The sequence below is a fragment of the Brevibacillus brevis NBRC 100599 genome (genome assembly GCF_000010165.1).
Lineage (GTDB): Bacteria > Bacillota > Bacilli > Brevibacillales > Brevibacillaceae > Brevibacillus > Brevibacillus brevis_D.
In genome coordinates this window covers 4,927,702-4,944,232 of sequence record NC_012491.1, presented here as the reverse complement: position 1 = coordinate 4,944,232, position 16,531 = coordinate 4,927,702, and the positions used below count along the sequence as shown (strand labels likewise).

Sequence of the window (16,531 nt, the reverse complement as noted above, 5' to 3'; positions counted from 1 at the left end):
GGAAGAAATGAACAAGCGAGTTCTAGTAACAGGGGCGACTGGGTTTCTCGGACAGAAGCTGGCTACACGACTGCATGAAATGGGCTATGACGTAACAGCGCAAGGACGAGACGAGCGAATCGGCCAGCTATTGCAGGAGCGAGGCATTCGATTCCTTCGGGCAGACCTAAGAGACAGAGAAGCCATGGTGAAGGCTTGCCGCGATCAGGATATCGTGCATCACGCTGCTGCTTTTTCCTCCCCGTGGGGAACGTACCGTGACATGTACGAGACGAATGTGACAGGAACCATTCATGTCATCGAGGGCTGCAAGCTGCACGGCATCCAGCGTCTGGTCCATGTATCGACGCCAAGTATTTATTTTGCTTTTGACGACAAGCTGGGAATCCGCGAAGATGAACCGATGCCCGTTCGGTTTGCCAATACATACGCACAAACGAAATACCAGGCGGAGCTGGAAGTCGACAAGGCGTTTCTTGCAGGACTACCGACGATCACGATTCGTCCGCGGGCCTTGTTTGGCCCAGGAGACAATGCCATCCTTCCCAGATTGATCCGCGCCAATGAAAAGAAATTCGTTCCGCTGATCGATGGAGGCAAGGCGATCATTGATTTGACCTATGTGGAAAATGTCGTGGACGCGCTGATCTTGTGTATGGATTCTCCAGCGCACACATTGGGACAGGCTTACAACATTACAAATGGGGAGCCCGTGACAATGATTGAGGTGTTGTCAGATGTGTTTCGGCGCTTGGGTGTTCCGCTGAAAACGCGCGAGCTGCCATATTGGAAGGCGTATGCCGCGGCTTGGGTGCTGGAGACACTCTCCAAGACCGTTTTGGGCTATCGCGAGCCGGTTTTGACACGTTACTCGGTCGGTGTGCTCGCCAAATCACAAACCTTGGATATCTCAAAGGCGAAGCGCGATCTGGGCTATGAACCACGGGTGAGCATTGCCCAAGGCATCGAGACCTTTACAGAATGGTGGAGGACGCAGGATGGACGTTAAACTGACGCTGATGGACACGGGCTACTGCCAGCAGCTCGAAATGTTTTCACGAAAGGGCGGCCGGATGAAAAACATTCCGTTTCACGCCATCGCAGGGCTTATCGAGCATCCCGTCCACGGCTTGCTGCTCTTTGATACGGGCTATTCACAGCGCTTTTTTGAAGCCACGAGCAAGCTTCCTTATTCGCTGTACGGCAAATTAACGCCCGTATTCTCAAAGGCGCACGAGAGTATTGCTGAGCAGCACGCAGCACGCGGAATCCAAACGACAGACATAGCAGGTATTCTCATTTCCCATTTTCATGCGGATCATATCGGCGGTTTGCGTGATTTTCCGCATGCGCGACTATACTGCTTCGAGAGTGCCTACAATCACGTGAAGGGAAAGACGGGTTGGGCGGCGCTGCGGGAGGCGTACTTGCCTGATTTGATGCCTGACGATTTCGAAGAACGGGTGACTTTCATTGATCGAGGAGAGCTTGTAGCATTGCCCGAAGCTTACGCGCCATACACCGAAGGCTACGATTTGTTTGCGGATCAGAGTCTGTACATCGTCGATCTGAACGGACATGCAATCGGGCAATTTGGTGTGTTCCTGCGTGATCGGGATCATGGGGATGTATTTTTGTGCGCGGATGCTGCCTGGTCGAGTGAGGCCTATCGCGGCAACCTGTTGCCTCATCCGCTGGCTATGTTGATCATGGCGGATCGACAGGCGTATCGCGAGCATTTGCACAGGCTGCATGTGCTATCCCGCCAACGTCCCGACATGAAAATCATGCCGACACACTGCGGGGAAGTCTGGCAGGCCAGCAGAGGAGCGTTCACATGGAGATCATGACGATCTTGAAGCAGTATGCAAAAACGAAGTGGCTTGCCCGTCGGTTTTCCTCGCGTGAGCAGCTGGTGAAATGGCAAGAAGCGCAGGTCAGAGCAATGTTGACTCGCATTTTGCCAGCCTCTCCTTTTTACCGAAAGAGATTGGGAACGCCAGAACGTTGGAGACAGATGGAGCCGATTGATAAAAAGAGCATGATGGACCATTTTGACGAGCTGAATACGTGCGGGATCAAGAAGGAAGAAGCATTTGCGATTGCACTGAAAGCAGAAACGACACGCGATTTCACTCCCCAATTAAACGGTGTGACCGTAGGCTTGTCTTCTGGGACATCTGGCAATCGCGGGCTTTTTCTCGTGGGACCGCAGGAGCAGGCGAAATGGGCAGGGGTTATTTTGGCGAAAGCATTGCCTGGTCAGCTATGGTCGACGCATCGGATTGCTTTTTTCTTGCGAGCGAATAGCAACCTGTATACAGCGGTCAACAGGCGTCGCATTCAATTCTCGTTCTTTGATTTGCAAATACCGCTCGATCAGCACCTTGAACATCTGAATCAGTATCAGCCGACGGTGTTGGTTGCGCCAGCCTCGATGTTGAGAATGCTCGCGACTGCCCAGCGTCAAGGGAAATTGCGGATATCTCCAATCAAGGTAATCTCGGTGGCGGAAGTGCTGGACCCGTTGGATCAAATATACATCGAAGAAGTATTCGGGCAGATCGTGCATCAAATTTATCAATGCACAGAAGGTCTGCTTGCGGCGAGCTGCTCACACGGAACGTTGCATGTCAATGAAGACCTCGTGGTGGTGGAAAAGGAATATCTCGATGAGAAAAAGGAGCGATTCTTTCCGATCATCACAGACTTTTCCCGGACGACACAGCCGATTATCCGTTATCGATTGAACGACATTTTGACGGAAAAGCGCACACCATGTCCATGCGGCTCGGTGTTTATGGCGCTGGAATCGATTGAGGGCAGGGCAGATGATCTGTTTGTTTTTCGCCATGAAAACGAAGCGCGTTGGATATCGGTCTTTCCTGATTTCATCCGGCGTGCCGTCATTACCTCGTCTGATGCGATTGAAGAGTATACGGTACGGCAGCTAAGCTACGAGCAAGTTGAGCTAGCACTACTCATGAAGGATGGGGAAGGACCGTCCATGCGTGAGCAGGAACGAGTACGCCAAAGTCTTGAGCGAGTCATTGCCGATCAGCAAGGACAATTGCCTGCGATTGTGTTTGCACCGTACGAGTTGAATCTCGGTACGAAAAAATTGCGGCGGGTAGAGAGGATGTTTGTTCTAGGTGAGCAGGCCATTGATTGAATGGTATGAAGGGACTTCGGCGGGGCAAATCACTTGGGAACAGGCGCAGGATGCAGACTACGTCAAAAGCTACTTGTTGTCCATGATGACGGAACAACCATCCCGCTATGTACAAAATGTACAGACGCGGATGGATGCACTCCGTGTAGGTGATCGGATCATGCCCATAACGGTGAACGATAACGAGTACGACAATTCGTATGTCAGTTCGGTGTTTACCCATTACGTGACGTATGCGAAGGAAGAGCTAGGCATGCTCGATTCAGCGGTGCTGAGGCAGGCACTGTCGACTGTACTTACAGGGCTTGGACGCTGGATGAAAAAAAGCCAATGCAACAAAATGGTTATCGTCAACAACTGGCTGTTATCGACGAATCTGTATCATGATGTGAGTGCAGAGGAAGTGAAGGACATCACGGAAAGCTGCATCCAAAAGTTCCCTAGTCACATCATCGCGTTTCGATCTGTTTGCCGCAGGCTGTACCCGGATTTTCACAAGGGGCTCGTAGAAAAGGGCTATCTCATGGTCCCCAGCCGCTACGTATACCTCTTTCATCCCGACTGGCCCGCACAGGGCAAGTGGCGGGTCCGCAATACGCTCAACCGCGATCGAAAAATGCTTGCCAAATCGGGCTATCGTATCCTGCGTCATGAGGAGCTGGGAGAACAGCATGTCGAGCGAATCGTTGCTTTATACAACGCGCTGTATCTGGATAAATACTCCCGGCATAATCCACAGTTTTCGGTGGAGTTCGTCCGATTGGCGATGCAAAAGAGGACATTGACCCTCATCGGCTTGGAAAAAGACGGACAGCTGGACGGCATTCTTGGCTATTTTGAACGAAATGGTGTGATGACGACACCGCTATTCGGATATGATACGACTCTCCCCAAAGAGACCGGGCTGTATCGGATGCTATCGTGCCTCTTGGTACAAGAAGCACAGTGCAAGGGCATTCTGCTCCATCAAAGTGCGGGTGTAGGTGCATTCAAAGCGGACAGAGGAGCCGAGGGAGAGCCGGAATTTACAGCGGTGTATGTCAAACATTTGCCGTTTTATCGTCGAGCGGTCTGGAAGGTGCTCGCTGTCTTGCTGAATCAAATCGGGATCAAGCTGGTGGAGAAGTACAGACTGTAAATCTTTTGCACACTTCGACCCTCATCGAACTAACCGTCAGGTACACTGCATGTAAGAAGAAGCAAGTAGCTTGCCTGAAACGGGGGAACAACGCCATGAATCGAATTTTGTTCGGGATACTTGTCGTCGTGACGACATCATTGATGGGTTCGTCTTTTGCGGTAGGAAAGATTGGATTGGCCTATTTTTCACCATTGCTGCTGGTAGGACTGCGTTTTACGCTGGCAGGACTGATCATGGGAGCGTGGGTATGGAAAAAGCCGCTCCCGAAGTCGGCGGGTGACTGGGGGAAGCTGTGTTTGATCGGATTTTTGCAGACAGCTGCCGTCATGGGATGTATCTTTTTGAGTCTGCGTACGATCACTGCGGGTGAATCCTCGATCCTGACGTTTATGAACCCACTGCTTGTGGTCATATGGGGCACGTTGTTTCTCGGAATATCCTATCGACTGACGCAATGGATGGGGGTTCTGGTTGGACTGGTAGGGGTGTTCATCACGCTTGGCTTCCATCTGCAATGGGAGACGGGAACGCTGTTTGGGATCGGGTCAGCTCTTGCGTGGTCAATGGCTACGATTCTCGTTAAAAGGTGGGGAGTCCGCTTCAATGTGTGGGTGCTGACAGCTTATCAGATGCTGTTCGGAGGAATTCTACTCCTCGTGATGGGAGTCACGCTGGAAACGCCGAAGCTGATTGTGACGCCGACCGCTGTGTTCGTCGTCGTATGGCTCGCGATCATGGCTTCCATTGTGCAGTTTGCGACGTGGTTTTACTTGCTGAATCACGGAGACCCGGGCAGGACGAGTGCTTTTTTGTTCCTCGCTCCGTTCTTCGGTGTTTTGTCAGGGTGGGTGTTGCTGGGTGAGGTCGTGCAATGGCATGTGTATGTGGGGGGATTGTTGATTTTCGCAGGGATCTTCCTGGTGAACTGGACGTTTGCCCCACGCAGGCAAGTCAGTGAAAAAGCACAGCTGGCAGAGTAGCTAGCTGTGCTTTTTGCATTCATCTACTTGCAGTCCGAACTCGGTCATAAAACCAGAGCTGCCTAACGGCGTGACACGGACGGCCCTCCCTCCTGGCACTCGCTCGATCCAGCCAAGCTCAAAAAATCGGTTGGTGAGTGAGGCTCCGAGGCTACCTGCCAAGTGATGGCGACGCTCGCTCCAATCCAAACACGGACGGGCAAAGCGACGTCTGCTCTTTGGCTTGACCACAAGGTCTACGCCGAGTGATTGCAGCTTGTTTTTTCCCGCTTCACTGAGCACATAGTCTTGATCGGATGCCTCGATCAACTGCATCTCCAGCATTTTCTGCGTCAGGGCAACGCCTACTTCACCAGCGAGATGATCATAGCAGGTACGCGCATAGCGGATGGCTCGCAATTGGTCAGACTCACGCAAGGAACGAACCGGCTTTGGTGCAGCGATCGTCATTAACGATTCCAGGGCATGGGCGACATCAGGGCTGGCTAGGCGATAGTAGCGATGTCGACCGTGTGACTCGCTGACCAAAAGACCGCCTTCCACCAGCTTTGCCAAATGCGTGCTTGCCGTTTGGGGGGTGATCTTTGCGTTTCGTGCGAGTTCACTGGCGGGGAGTGCCTTGCCGTTCATTAGGCTGATCAGGATGGAGACGCGGGATGGTTCTCCTATGAGGGAGGCGACCTCTATAATATTCGGGCTGGTACTCATCAGACAGCGGACCTCCTCCATCATTTTTTATCTTCTATTAATGACTCTAGCAGAATCTTACAGCTAAAAAAACTAGAGATGTTCGCAAAAAGCTGAAGCAGGCTTATTATCGGGGAAAAAGGAGTAAAATTCGTGGATGAAGGAATTATCGTGACATCTGCTGGCATCTCAGCGGGTATCAATATGTCCTCTCACATTATCAAACGATTAGTAGGTGCGGAAGTAGCAGTCCATCCCTTTGGATACAGACAAAGGATGGACTGCTGCTGTCTAACAGCTATACGACTACTTCGCGGTAATGCTTTCACCTTGACGCGGATTCCATCCGTTCTCCCACTGCACGCGAATGGATTTGCTCTGGAACAAATCTTTGCCGTCAGAGACCTGATAATGCAGATGAGGCTCGCTGGAATTGCCAGAGTTGCCGCATAGCCCAAGCAAATCCCCTTTCTCCACACGATCGCCGACCTTTACCTTTGCGGAGCCTTCCTTCAAATGGGCGAAGTAGCTGAATTCCCCATTGCCATGATCGAGGATGACGACGTTGCCAGCGGGCTCTTGTGCGTTCATGGTTCCGACAGGGACGTTATCCTTGAGATCATGGACGACATGTACGACAGTTCCTGCCTGCGGTGCGTGTATTTCTTGCCCGAATGCGAAATAGCTCTCGTTTTTCGCAGGGTCCCCCTTGTAGGATAATCCGTCTTTGACCTGAATCAGATCGTATGCATAGCGTTGGCTCTCCACCTCGTAGTGATAGTTTGAAAGGACATTCTGACCTCCCCAAAACACATACCACTCACCTGTAAACGGTGCGCTATACGCCAGCTTTGTCAAAGCATTGTCGGTGTCAGGGTAGTTTTGCAGCGGCTTTAATAAAACACCCGTAATGATCCCTTTTTCATCCGTCGTAAGAACAAGGCCCCGTTTGGCGTCCTGATCCACCCAGGTACCATAATAGCTGCCGTTTATGGACGTGTGGGAATGCTGATTCCACGACTTCAACCCCGAGCTAAAAGCAGTATACCCTTCTACAAACTGTGTTTTTGAAACCTGCTGTTTGAATGACGGGCTTGTTTGCTCATATACCTCCCCTATTTTTCCGTGAAGGAGAGCTTGCACAATAGACTCCGCTTGATCCGTCATCGTCTTTGTACCTTCTTTTTTCTTTGTGAGGGATTCAGTAGTTGAGGGGATTGCGGTTGCCTCTGATTGCCCAGTACATCCTGTCAAAAGAATTGCTCCTATAAGTGAAATCCAAACTTTTTTCATGTCGCCACTCCTATCTTGTTCTAAGTGCTCGTTTTATTATAGAAAGCCACTCTTATCGGACATGAAACGCTAGCTTACAGGATGCTTAAATCTGTCGCGGCAAAATTATGATTCCGTTAAGGTTGTTGCGGACGCGCACCGACACTACGCATGATAAAATGGAGGATAACGCAAAAGCGCAAAAGGAGCGAAGTGATCGTGAAAGATGCAGCTATCCTTCTTGTGGACGATGAGCAAGCGATTCTCCAATTGCTTGAGACCGTACTGCACAAAGAAGGATTCCACTCGATCGACAAGGTGAAAACATCCGAGGAGGCGCTTTGTGCATGCGAACGAAAAAGCTATGACCTGATCGTTCTGGACGTAACGCTTCCGAACATGAGTGGCATAGAAGCTTGCCCATTCATCCGCCGTCTGACGGATGCGCCGATTCTGTTCTTGAGTGCGAGAGACACCGATTTTGACAAGCTAACCGGTTTTGCCGTTGGCGGTGATGATTACGTGACGAAGCCGTTTAACCCGATGGAAATTGTTGCACGCATCAAAGCATTGCTTCGCCGTACACGCAAAACGAGCGCGGCCGTACCGACTGCACCCGTTCAAGGGGTCTATGATTTTGGGCGGTTTCAAGTCCATGAAGCAGCAGGGGAGCTCTGTGTGGAGGGGAAAGTCATTCCTTGTCCGTCCCTTGTTTTTCAACTGTTGCTATTTTTGTGCAAAAATCCGAATCGGATATTTTCGAAAAGTGAGCTGTACGAACGAGTATGGGGCGTGAATAGCTTACGTGACGACAACACCATCATGGTACATATCCATCGGATTCGGGAGCGCATCGAGCCCGATCCAGCGCAGCCAGAGTTTTTAGTGAACGTCAGGGGACTCGGGTACAAAATGGTGAAAAAGGGCCTTCCTTATGAATATTAAGAGCAGAATTGCGCTCCATCTGGTGATGTGGTTGGTGCTGGTTGGCCTCATTCTCTTTGTGCTAGCCGGGTTTACGTTATATTGGACGCTTGAAGAAATGTCAAAAGTACAGTCCACACGTGAATTTGAGAGCGTCGGCTTGCAGAGGCTGATTCAGACCATAGAAGTAGAGGGAGAGGATATCCGCTTTGACCCCGAGCTGTTGGAGAAGGTGCGAGATAGCGGAGGGTGGCTTCAGCGGATTGATGAAAAGGGGTATGTCACTGACTCTTTCTTTACCCCGCCTGACGTACCCAGCTACTACGGTCCTGGCCAATTAACGGCTTATTGGCTCCGAAAAAGCCCGTTCCCCTATCGGTTATCGTTATGGATACAGGAAAAAGACGGCGTGGTACACACCCTGCTGTATGGAATGACGAACCGCGATGACGACTTCTTGCAACAGGTGATCGAGGAGGCTGATCATAAAAATAACGAGATCCTGCTTCCTCCAAGCATCCAAAATCAATTGAAGAGGAAAGCAGGCTGGGTGCAGCTCCTTGATCCCAAAGGAGTAGAGCTGGCTTCCTTTAATAAGCCTGCAAAAGCGATCAAGGATTTCACCGTGGAAGAACTGGCGCTGCGTTCGATATACCCGGATCGCTACGGAGCATCAATCGTATCGCATTATGATCAAATAAGCGGCCAAACCTGGGTACTCAGTTATCCGTTGCCAGGAACGACTCCCGGGGAAGAACCGCTTTTGACACCGGAAAGTAAGGCCCTATATATCGGGATGGGCATGTTGCTCTTGTCGGCGATGCTCGTCTTCGGGATTGTGTCCTACTTGTTCGGACAGCGATTTGGTGCACCGATTGTTCACGTATTACGGTGGTTGACCTTTCTGCGTGGGGGGCAGTACGAGGAGCCTGCCAATGCGGATGGTGTTCCGCTCAGCCAAGACAAGCGAGGGAAGAGAAAGCGCAAATACCGTATCTACCAAGATGTAATCGAGTCGATGGACTCCTTGTCGCAAACGCTTAACCGCAACGAAAAGCTTCGTCATGAAACGGAGCAATTGAGAAATGAGTGGATCGCTGGCGTTTCCCATGATCTGAAAACGCCGCTGTCCTCTGTCAAAGGGTACGCGCATCTATTAGGGAATGCCGAGTATACGTGGACGGCAGAAGAGGTACATACCTTCGCCAAAATTATTTTGGACAAGTCAGCGTATATGGAAGACTTAATCAACGATTTGGCCTTGACGTATCGATTGAGGAACGGACAAGGTGCTCCTACGGTCGAGCTCGTTGACTTGAATAGTTGTACAGCTGAAGCTATTACGGAAGCAGCAAAACATCCGTTGTACCCGGAAGGCTGCATCCGGTTTACCCCCTCTCCCGAATCTGTTTACATGCTCGTCTACAAGCCTTGGTTTCAGCGTATCGTGGATAATCTGGTTGCCAATGCCTTGATTCACAACGAGAGCGGTACGATTGTGTCCATCCGCGTACAAGCAGTCGGGCCAGCTACAGCTTTGCTCATTTTTAGCGACAATGGTAGCGGGATGGATGAAGAAACAGCAGATCGACTATTTGAGAGGTATTATCGTGGCACAGACACCGAGTCCCGCACGGAAGGTTCAGGCCTAGGGATGGTCATTACAAAAGCATTAGTGGAAGCGTTTGGTGGTTCGATCGAGGTGAAAACAGCTGTCGGGCAGGGGACGACGATTTCGATTACGTGGGAAGCGGAGCAACCGCCTCGGGTTTAAATAGGCTGATAGGAGAGGAAAAGGCTGCGTTTGCGAGGTCAGGGGTGACCAGCAAAGGCAGCCTTTTTCGTTTCAGAGATGATTCTTACACCTTAAACTGTTGAATCGATTCATGCAGCTCGTCCGCCATTTTTGACAAGGAAGCAGCAGAGGACGAGATTTCCTCCATAGAGGCTAATTGTTGTTCAGCGGCGGCGGAAATGTTTTGTGTTCCGAAAGCCGTTGTCTCCGCAGTGGTGGCAATCGCTTCAATGGAATGGACAGCTTGCTCTGCTCCGGTTGTCATGTGATGAGTGGCTGTGGTAACTTGCTGGATTTGACGTGCTACTTCTGTCGTTCCAGACAAAATTTCCTGGAAGGCCTTGCTAGCTTCATGTACGACCTCGATTCCAGCCGAAACCTCAGATGTCGTTGTTTCCATCACGTATACGGCTTTGTTCGTATCGACTTGAATCGCGCTAATGAGGTCTTTAATCTGCTGAGTAGATTTTGCTGATTGCTCGGCCAAGATTCGTACTTCATTGGCGACGACAGCAAATCCACGTCCATGCTCTCCAGCACGAGCCGCTTCAATCGCAGCGTTTAGCGCCAACAGGTTCGTCTGTTCGGCAATGGATGTAATGACCTCAACAATGTTGCTAATTTCTGAAGAGCGGTGACCCAGCATTTTGATTGATTCTGCCAGCTCTTGGACAGTAGTGTTGATGGAATTCATTTGAGCGATGGCACCGTCAATCGCTTCATTGCCGTTTGAGACCAGCATGTTCGTTGTATCGACTGTCAGAGAGACTTGTTCGGAGCTGGATGCAATTTGTTGCAGACTCGAGGACATGTCGTTGATCGTCTTGACCGTTCCATCGATCGTTTTGGACTGATCTTCTGCTCCAACAGCGATCTCTTGCATCGTGACGGCAATTTGTTCCGTTGCCTTGCTCGTCTGTTCTGCACTCGCCGTCAGCTCCTCAGAGGTAGAAGCAACATGCAGAGAGCTGGTGCGGACACGAGAGATGAGCTCGCGCAAATTGGCTGTCATATGGGTGACGTCATGGACCAATTGCCCAATTTCATCACGGTTTTTAATCACGATGTCTTTCCCGGACAGATCACCACCAGCAATCTCTTTCACGCGCTCGGCAACCAAGGAGATGGGCTTGGAAATGAATCCGGAGGCAAACCACGTGACGACGAACCCGACAATCAAGAAGAGTCCCAGCACGATCAGCAAATCAGATAGCACTTTTTCGGCAGGAGCATTGAAGTCTTCCATATAGCTGGTTGCACTTACGATCCATCCCCAGTGAGGGTCTTGCTTGGAATAGGCGATTTTCGGAAAGAGAACATCGGGCTCCGTTGGCTTCGACCATTGATAGTATGTAAAGCCGCCACCTTCTTGACCGCGCTTAATCATTTCTTGGGTAAAAAAGATACCGTCAGAATCTTTTACATCCCACTGATTTTTCCCCTCAATCGAAGGAGAAGCGAGCATGTCACCCTTCTCGTTCGTAACGAGCATGTATCCGCTGGCACCCGAATCGATATTTTTGTTAATCGAGCGGGTTCCATCCGATTGCTTAGGCCCGAGGATGTGAATTTTTACTTGCTCTTGTGCATCTTCTTTGCTGATTTTTCCAGCGTCGACCTGTTTTTGAAGAATATCAATCATTTCAATCGTCAGGTTCACGTTGTTTTTTAAGATGCGGCTGCCCAAGTCGTCCATACTGGAACTCGCAGAATAATAGCCCTGAATTCCGATGTTAAGGCAAGGAATCGCCAATAGCAGGAGACATAACAGGACGAGCTTAGTTCGCAGAGAGCTTGAACGGGAGAACTTGGCTGTTTTCATAAAGAACACCTCGTTGATCCATAGTATTTTATCTAGAAAAGAAAACACCAAGATGATTGCCCCTAGACTTACGTCAATTATCGACAATCTGAAAACGTTTTTATAGAGGATTTTTAAAAAATCAACAAAAAAATTAGATTAGGAAATAATGCTTCATACATGAGCAGATTCGACAGCAGTACAGACCGGCAGGAAGTGGTATGATTAGGAAGATAGAACGCTTACGGATGGAGGCTCTCTCATGAAATTTATCGATAATCAAGGGATTACAGATCCGCGCATTAATTTGGCGATTGAAGAGTACGCCCTGAAGCATTTGCCCAACAGTGAAGACTATTTGCTGTTTTATATCAATGAACCCTCTATTATTATCGGAAAAAACCAAAACACTATTGAGGAGATTAATGCAACTTATGTAGAAGAAAACCATATTCACGTCGTTCGCAGACTGTCTGGCGGTGGTGCTGTTTATCACGATCTGGGCAATCTCAACTTCAGTTTTATAACGAATGATGATGGCGAGTCCTTCCACAATTTCCGCAAATTCACGGCTCCTGTGGTACAAGCCTTGAAAACATTAGGGGTAGAAGCAGAGCTGACAGGACGAAATGACATACAGGTCGGGGAACGGAAAATTTCTGGCAACGCACAGTATTCGACCAAAGGACGCATGTTCAGCCACGGCACGCTGCTTTTTGATTCGGAGATGGAAAACGTCGTGTCTGCTCTCAAGGTAAACGCAGAGAAGATCCAGTCGAAAGGGATCAAATCGATTCGCAGCCGTGTCGCCAACATCTCAGAGTTTTTGGAGACGAAGATGACCATTGAAGAGTTCCGTCTGGCGGTTCTCCGTTCGATTTTTGGAGAAGGAGAGATCGAAGAATACAAGCTGACTGAAAAGGACTGGGAGAACATTCACGAGCTTTCCCGTTCCCGTTACCAGACTTGGGAGTGGAACTACGGCAAGTCACCGAAAAGCAATTACCGTCAATCCAAACGTTTTGATATCGGAACTGTGGAGATCCAGCTTGATATTGAAAAGGGCAAAATGAAAGAAGCGAAGATATACGGAGATTTCTTCGGTGTACGTGATATAGCGGAGCTGGAAGCAGTGCTGCGAGATACGCCGTACGATCGCTCCTCAATCAGTGAGAGACTCGCCGACATCAATCTTCAGGAGTTTTTCGGGAATCTGGATCAAGCATCTTTTGTCGATCTGTTACTCGTCTAAAAAAAGAACGTCAAAAACCTAACTTTTGTTAGGTTTTTTTCACTTTCCCCTCTGATAGCATTAGTTTGCATGATTTTGTCATACAAAAGAAAAAGAGGGGGTATTTACATATGGGCAAACAGCAGCCAAAAGCCAAAACGATCCTAACAGCGGTTGTATCCACGGGTTTTTTGCTTTCTTTTGTCGGCAATGCCTATGCAGCCGTTTCCTATCCGATTAAAGAAATCCAGACAATCGGGACAGCCAGCGCTTCCGTAGCAGAAGAGCAAACGGGTGGGGAAGTACGAGAGGCAACAGAGGAAGTCGTAGTAGAAAAGAATCAGTCATGGGAGTCCTTGCTAGAGTCAGAAGAGCACACAGCTACGAATGGATTTATTGCCTATCGATTGGAGAATGCTCCAGACAAGGCACCTGCTGCAAAGAATTTCCGTTTGACGGCCGCTATAGATGATCGAAATCCTACCCGGATCAAAATCAAAAATTTTATTTGGCTAGAGAAAGAGCAGCTTGTATTGCTCAGCTTTTCACCGATTCGTGCCACGAAAAAAGAACAGACGGTTTCCCTACGCTTGCAGTATGACGGTGAAGAAGAAGAATTTGAACCATACGTGATTGCCGAAAGAGGGACAAAAGCAGAGCGGATCGAGCTGGTAGCGGTCGCAGAGGATGCCCAGCTATCTACCAAAGATCATACGGATAAATCGTTGCCGCTGATCGCCGTTGCATTCGATGAAAATAACCGTATCGTTACGGGACGGGAGTTGCTCTGGAGCTCTAGCAATAAACGAATTGCGTTCGTCAACATCGAGGGCAAGGTAACAGCCAAGAACGAAGGACTCGTTGAAATTACAGCAAGAATGGACGATGCAGAAGCCGTCTTTGAGATAGCCGTAGATGGAGCAGAGCTGCCTGATTTGCCAGCGCTTTCTGTCAGCGAGACAGTGATAGAAGAAGCAGGGGCAAATGATGGCAGCATCACAGCCAAACAAACGCTCAAGCTATCAAATGGCAAGTTCCTTGGTGAACTATCAGCCGATGATATCGAAGTACATAATCTGCCTGAGGGGCTGGATATTGAGGTCAACCAAGAGAGCGACGACGAGCTCATCATTTTGTTCACGGGACAGGCCAAAAAGCATACCGTCGCGGACACTGTAAAAGAGGTCAGCTTCACGATCGACAAGCGAAACATCAAGCGGGCACAGAAAGATGTGACAAGTGACAGTTTTTCCATCCGTTTCAGAGACCCCGTCATTGTGATTCCGTCCCCAATCGATCCTCCACCGATCCCGGCTCTGCTAAAGGCGAAGAGAGCTGTCGAAGAGCTGTTTACGGATGGGAAGAAAGAGGAGCTGCGGGAAGGAACGACCCAGAAACAGATCGATGATGCCAAGAAGCTGGTCGAAGGTCTGGATAATAGCGTGCAGGAAAAGCCTGGTCTGCTTGCCGATATCGAGAAGGCACAGGACCAGTATGACGACTTGCTGCTCGTTGAAGCCAAAAAAGCCGTGCGTGACCTGTTCACCGATTCAAATCAGGCAGCACTAAAACCGGAAGTGACACAAAGCACGATCCATGCAGCGAAGGAAAAGGTAGATAAGCTAAAGGATGGTTCGGAGGCAAAGGTATTGCTGTTGGCAGACATCCAAAAAGCACAGGAGTTATTTGATCTAGGGAATAATCTCCCGGAGGAAGTGAAGCGAGCAGTTGAGGGACTTTTTACAACGAATGATATGATCGAACTAAGGCCTAAGGTCACACAGGAAATGATCGACGCAGCCTATTCCAAGGTTGAGCTTCTGCGTGAAGGTCCAGAAAAAACACACTGGATGTCCTATGTAGAAAAAGCACAAATGTTGTTCAACAATCCACGCGTAGATCGTTGGCCGGATGCAAAGATCGAGCTGCCAATTGCTCCGACTCAGAACCGTCAAGTTACGATTGGCGACAAATGGGAGCCAGCAATGGACAAAAGGGCATTGAGCGAATATCTTGAGGTATCTGTAAAAAACCAGCCTCTCTCGTACAACTATGACAAGCAGTTGGATCGTTTTGTCATCAATGAAAAGGAGTACATCACCGTCGAGGTCGACGAGTCTTTACTGGAAATGACCCATGGAGAATATGGAGTGACGTTTAAGGCCAAACCAGCGGTTACAGAAGATGACAACTCTTATGCAGTGTTCAAGCTGTATCGCGGCCAAGATTTACTGGATACAGAGGAGATCGGTGTCGGGTTTGATGCTACAAACCCACAATTGTCCCCAGACGTTACCGAAGAGGGAACAACTTATATATTGTCGGCGTCAGAGCCACTACGTAATGACCCAAATCCAAATTTGAAGTTGTTATTCTCACCTTCCGGGAATTTTGACGACAAGAGAGAAGTGACGGCGTATGCCAGATTCCAGGTATCAGGAAACACCATTCGCGTAACGTTTCAGGATACGTTCTACAACATGTTCGGGTCTCTCATCACAGAACAGAGCAAGGTTTCCTTTGAGCCAGGCTTCATAAGGGATAAGGCCGGGAACCTCATACAAGGTACAGCAACAGCACCTGTAAAACCCAAGCAATGAGTAAGCCAAAGTCCATCGAGGAGGTACGAACATTGCAACTAGAAGAACTGACTGCTAGCACTGCACGGGCGTATAAATCGTTGGTGCACCCCAAGTACCTGGAGGGGCTGGACCAGATCAACGGCTCATCTGTTTGGGGATTCGGGGCTTCTAACAACAATCAGCCTGCGGGCATCGTTTTGGGGCGATCTGCTGTAAGCGAGGGACAGGCCAAGATCATCGAGCTTGTGGTAGCAGAGGGGCATCAACGGCGGGGAATGGGCATGAAGCTGTTGTGGCACGCCGAGCAAAAAATGAGAGAGCAAGGTGTCAGTGACGGACAGTTTGCTGGTTTCATCAAAGCACAAGATTTTCCATGGCTCTCCAAAATTGCGATCAGGGAAGGCTGGCAGTTGCCAAAGGTAAAAACGTATATGTACACACTCGGCTCGATGCGACTAGGGGAGTGTCAGTGGGTAGAGAGGTTGTCTCTTCCTGAAGGTTTTACCCTCTTTCCGTGGAAAGATCTGACCCCAGCAGAGCGTCTAGAAATTGAGCAAGGTGAAGGGCAATGGTACACGTCGCTTTTGTCGCCATTTTTTGAAGAAGGAAAATTCGATCCCGATTACAGTACAGGCTTGCGTTATCAGGGGAAAGTCATTGGCTGGGTGATCGTACAGCGAATGGCCGGGAATTTGCTTTTATACAAAACGATGTTTGTCCAGGAAAAGTATCAGAAGCAGGCAAGAGGAATTACGCTTTTGATGAAAACCATTGCACAGGTGCAGCCAGCGTTTCCTTTTGGCATTTGCTTTATCGAGCATGACAACGAGCCCATGCTGCGGTTTATGGAAAGAAGATTGGGCCCGACGATTTTGCACCGCAAGCTCTGGATTGAAACGACGAAGGTGCTGGCACGGCAATATGCAGATCACCTGTGCTAAATGGA

General features: G+C 49.5%; 13 protein-coding genes and 1 pseudogene. 11 read left to right on the top strand and 3 right to left on the bottom strand.

Going from position 1 to position 16,531, the window contains the following annotated elements:
- The first annotated feature begins 7 nt into the window (after positions 1–7).
- The 5 genes from BBR47_RS23415 (at position 8) to BBR47_RS23395 (ending at position 5,293) form a co-directional block, all read left to right on the top strand.
- Positions 8–1,009: an NAD-dependent epimerase/dehydratase family protein gene (locus BBR47_RS23415; protein WP_015892913.1), complete on the top strand. Its 1,002-nt coding sequence runs from the start codon at positions 8–10 to the stop codon at positions 1,007–1,009.
- Entirely contained in the window at positions 999–1,850 is an 852-nt protein-coding gene (locus BBR47_RS23410) for an MBL fold metallo-hydrolase (protein WP_015892912.1), read from the top strand. Before BBR47_RS23415 ends, BBR47_RS23410 begins: the two co-directional genes overlap by 11 nt.
- Entirely contained in the window at positions 1,838–3,172 is a 1,335-nt protein-coding gene (locus BBR47_RS23405) for a F390 synthetase-related protein (RefSeq protein ID WP_015892911.1), read from the top strand. The genes BBR47_RS23410 and BBR47_RS23405 overlap by 13 nt, the downstream gene beginning before the upstream one ends.
- A complete protein-coding gene (locus BBR47_RS23400) occupies positions 3,165–4,310 on the top strand; it encodes a GNAT family N-acetyltransferase (protein ID WP_015892910.1) in 1,146 nt (381 codons plus the stop codon). Before BBR47_RS23405 ends, BBR47_RS23400 begins: the two co-directional genes overlap by 8 nt.
- Before the next feature lie 95 nt (positions 4,311–4,405).
- A complete protein-coding gene (locus BBR47_RS23395; protein WP_015892909.1) occupies positions 4,406–5,293 on the top strand; it encodes a DMT family transporter in 888 nt (295 codons plus the stop codon).
- Here BBR47_RS23395 and BBR47_RS23390 read toward each other — a convergent pair whose 3' ends face one another.
- A complete protein-coding gene (locus tag BBR47_RS23390; protein ID WP_015892908.1) occupies positions 5,294–6,001 on the bottom strand; it encodes an ArsR/SmtB family transcription factor in 708 nt (235 codons plus the stop codon).
- Positions 6,002–6,118: 117 nt separating this feature from the next.
- Between BBR47_RS23390 and BBR47_RS31670 the strand changes: the two are divergent.
- A pseudogene (locus tag BBR47_RS31670) lies at positions 6,119–6,229 on the top strand (DJ-1/PfpI family protein); the annotation flags it as partial.
- 57 nt (positions 6,230–6,286) lie between these two features.
- Here BBR47_RS31670 and BBR47_RS23385 read toward each other — a convergent pair.
- On the bottom strand, positions 6,287–7,273 hold the full coding sequence (locus BBR47_RS23385) for a M23 family metallopeptidase (RefSeq protein ID WP_015892907.1): 987 nt from the start codon (positions 7,271–7,273) through the stop codon (positions 6,287–6,289).
- Positions 7,274–7,471: 198 nt separating this feature from the next.
- Between BBR47_RS23385 and BBR47_RS23380 the strand changes: the two genes are divergently transcribed.
- Positions 7,472–8,197, top strand: a complete 726-nt coding sequence (locus tag BBR47_RS23380) for a response regulator transcription factor (protein WP_015892906.1) — start codon at positions 7,472–7,474, stop codon at positions 8,195–8,197.
- Positions 8,187–9,950, top strand: a complete 1,764-nt coding sequence (locus BBR47_RS23375) for a sensor histidine kinase (RefSeq protein ID WP_015892905.1) — start codon at positions 8,187–8,189, stop codon at positions 9,948–9,950. The genes BBR47_RS23380 and BBR47_RS23375 overlap by 11 nt, the downstream gene beginning before the upstream one ends.
- Positions 9,951–10,035: 85 nt before the next feature.
- Here BBR47_RS23375 and BBR47_RS23370 read toward each other — a convergent pair whose 3' ends face one another.
- Positions 10,036–11,793: a methyl-accepting chemotaxis protein gene (locus BBR47_RS23370; protein ID WP_015892904.1), complete on the bottom strand. Its 1,758-nt coding sequence runs from the start codon at positions 11,791–11,793 to the stop codon at positions 10,036–10,038.
- A 241-nt stretch (positions 11,794–12,034) separates the two neighbouring features.
- On the opposite strand from BBR47_RS23370, the gene BBR47_RS23365 reads away from it, so the two are divergent.
- The 3 genes from BBR47_RS23365 (at position 12,035) to BBR47_RS23355 (ending at position 16,526) form a co-directional block, all read left to right on the top strand.
- Positions 12,035–13,024, top strand: coding sequence for a lipoate--protein ligase (locus BBR47_RS23365; protein ID WP_015892903.1), 990 nt, complete (start codon positions 12,035–12,037; stop codon positions 13,022–13,024).
- A 110-nt stretch (positions 13,025–13,134) separates the two neighbouring features.
- Entirely contained in the window at positions 13,135–15,603 is a 2,469-nt protein-coding gene (locus tag BBR47_RS23360; protein ID WP_015892902.1) for a toxin Cry1Ac domain D-VI-related protein, read from the top strand.
- A 32-nt stretch (positions 15,604–15,635) separates the two neighbouring features.
- Positions 15,636–16,526: a GNAT family N-acetyltransferase gene (locus BBR47_RS23355; protein WP_015892901.1), complete on the top strand. Its 891-nt coding sequence runs from the start codon at positions 15,636–15,638 to the stop codon at positions 16,524–16,526.
- Positions 16,527–16,531 lie beyond the last annotated feature (5 nt).

What these genes read in the sequence shown, in the direction of transcription:
- BBR47_RS23415 (WP_015892913.1), top strand. Translation starts at nt 8, where the DNA reads ATGAACAAGCGAGTTCTAGTAACAGGGGCGACTGGGTTTCTCGGACAG.
- BBR47_RS23410 (WP_015892912.1), top strand. Translation starts at nt 999, where the DNA reads ATGGACGTTAAACTGACGCTGATGGACACGGGCTACTGCCAGCAGCTC.
- BBR47_RS23405 (WP_015892911.1), top strand. Translation starts at nt 1,838, where the DNA reads ATGGAGATCATGACGATCTTGAAGCAGTATGCAAAAACGAAGTGGCTT.
- BBR47_RS23395 (WP_015892909.1), top strand. Translation starts at nt 4,406, where the DNA reads ATGAATCGAATTTTGTTCGGGATACTTGTCGTCGTGACGACATCATTG.
- BBR47_RS23390 (WP_015892908.1), bottom strand. Translation starts at nt 6,001, where the DNA reads ATGAGTACCAGCCCGAATATTATAGAGGTCGCCTCCCTCATAGGAGAA.
- BBR47_RS23385 (WP_015892907.1), bottom strand. Translation starts at nt 7,273, where the DNA reads ATGAAAAAAGTTTGGATTTCACTTATAGGAGCAATTCTTTTGACAGGA.
- BBR47_RS23375 (WP_015892905.1), top strand. Translation starts at nt 8,187, where the DNA reads ATGAATATTAAGAGCAGAATTGCGCTCCATCTGGTGATGTGGTTGGTG.
- BBR47_RS23370 (WP_015892904.1), bottom strand. Translation starts at nt 11,793, where the DNA reads ATGAAAACAGCCAAGTTCTCCCGTTCAAGCTCTCTGCGAACTAAGCTC.
- BBR47_RS23365 (WP_015892903.1), top strand. Translation starts at nt 12,035, where the DNA reads ATGAAATTTATCGATAATCAAGGGATTACAGATCCGCGCATTAATTTG.
- BBR47_RS23360 (WP_015892902.1), top strand. Translation starts at nt 13,135, where the DNA reads ATGGGCAAACAGCAGCCAAAAGCCAAAACGATCCTAACAGCGGTTGTA.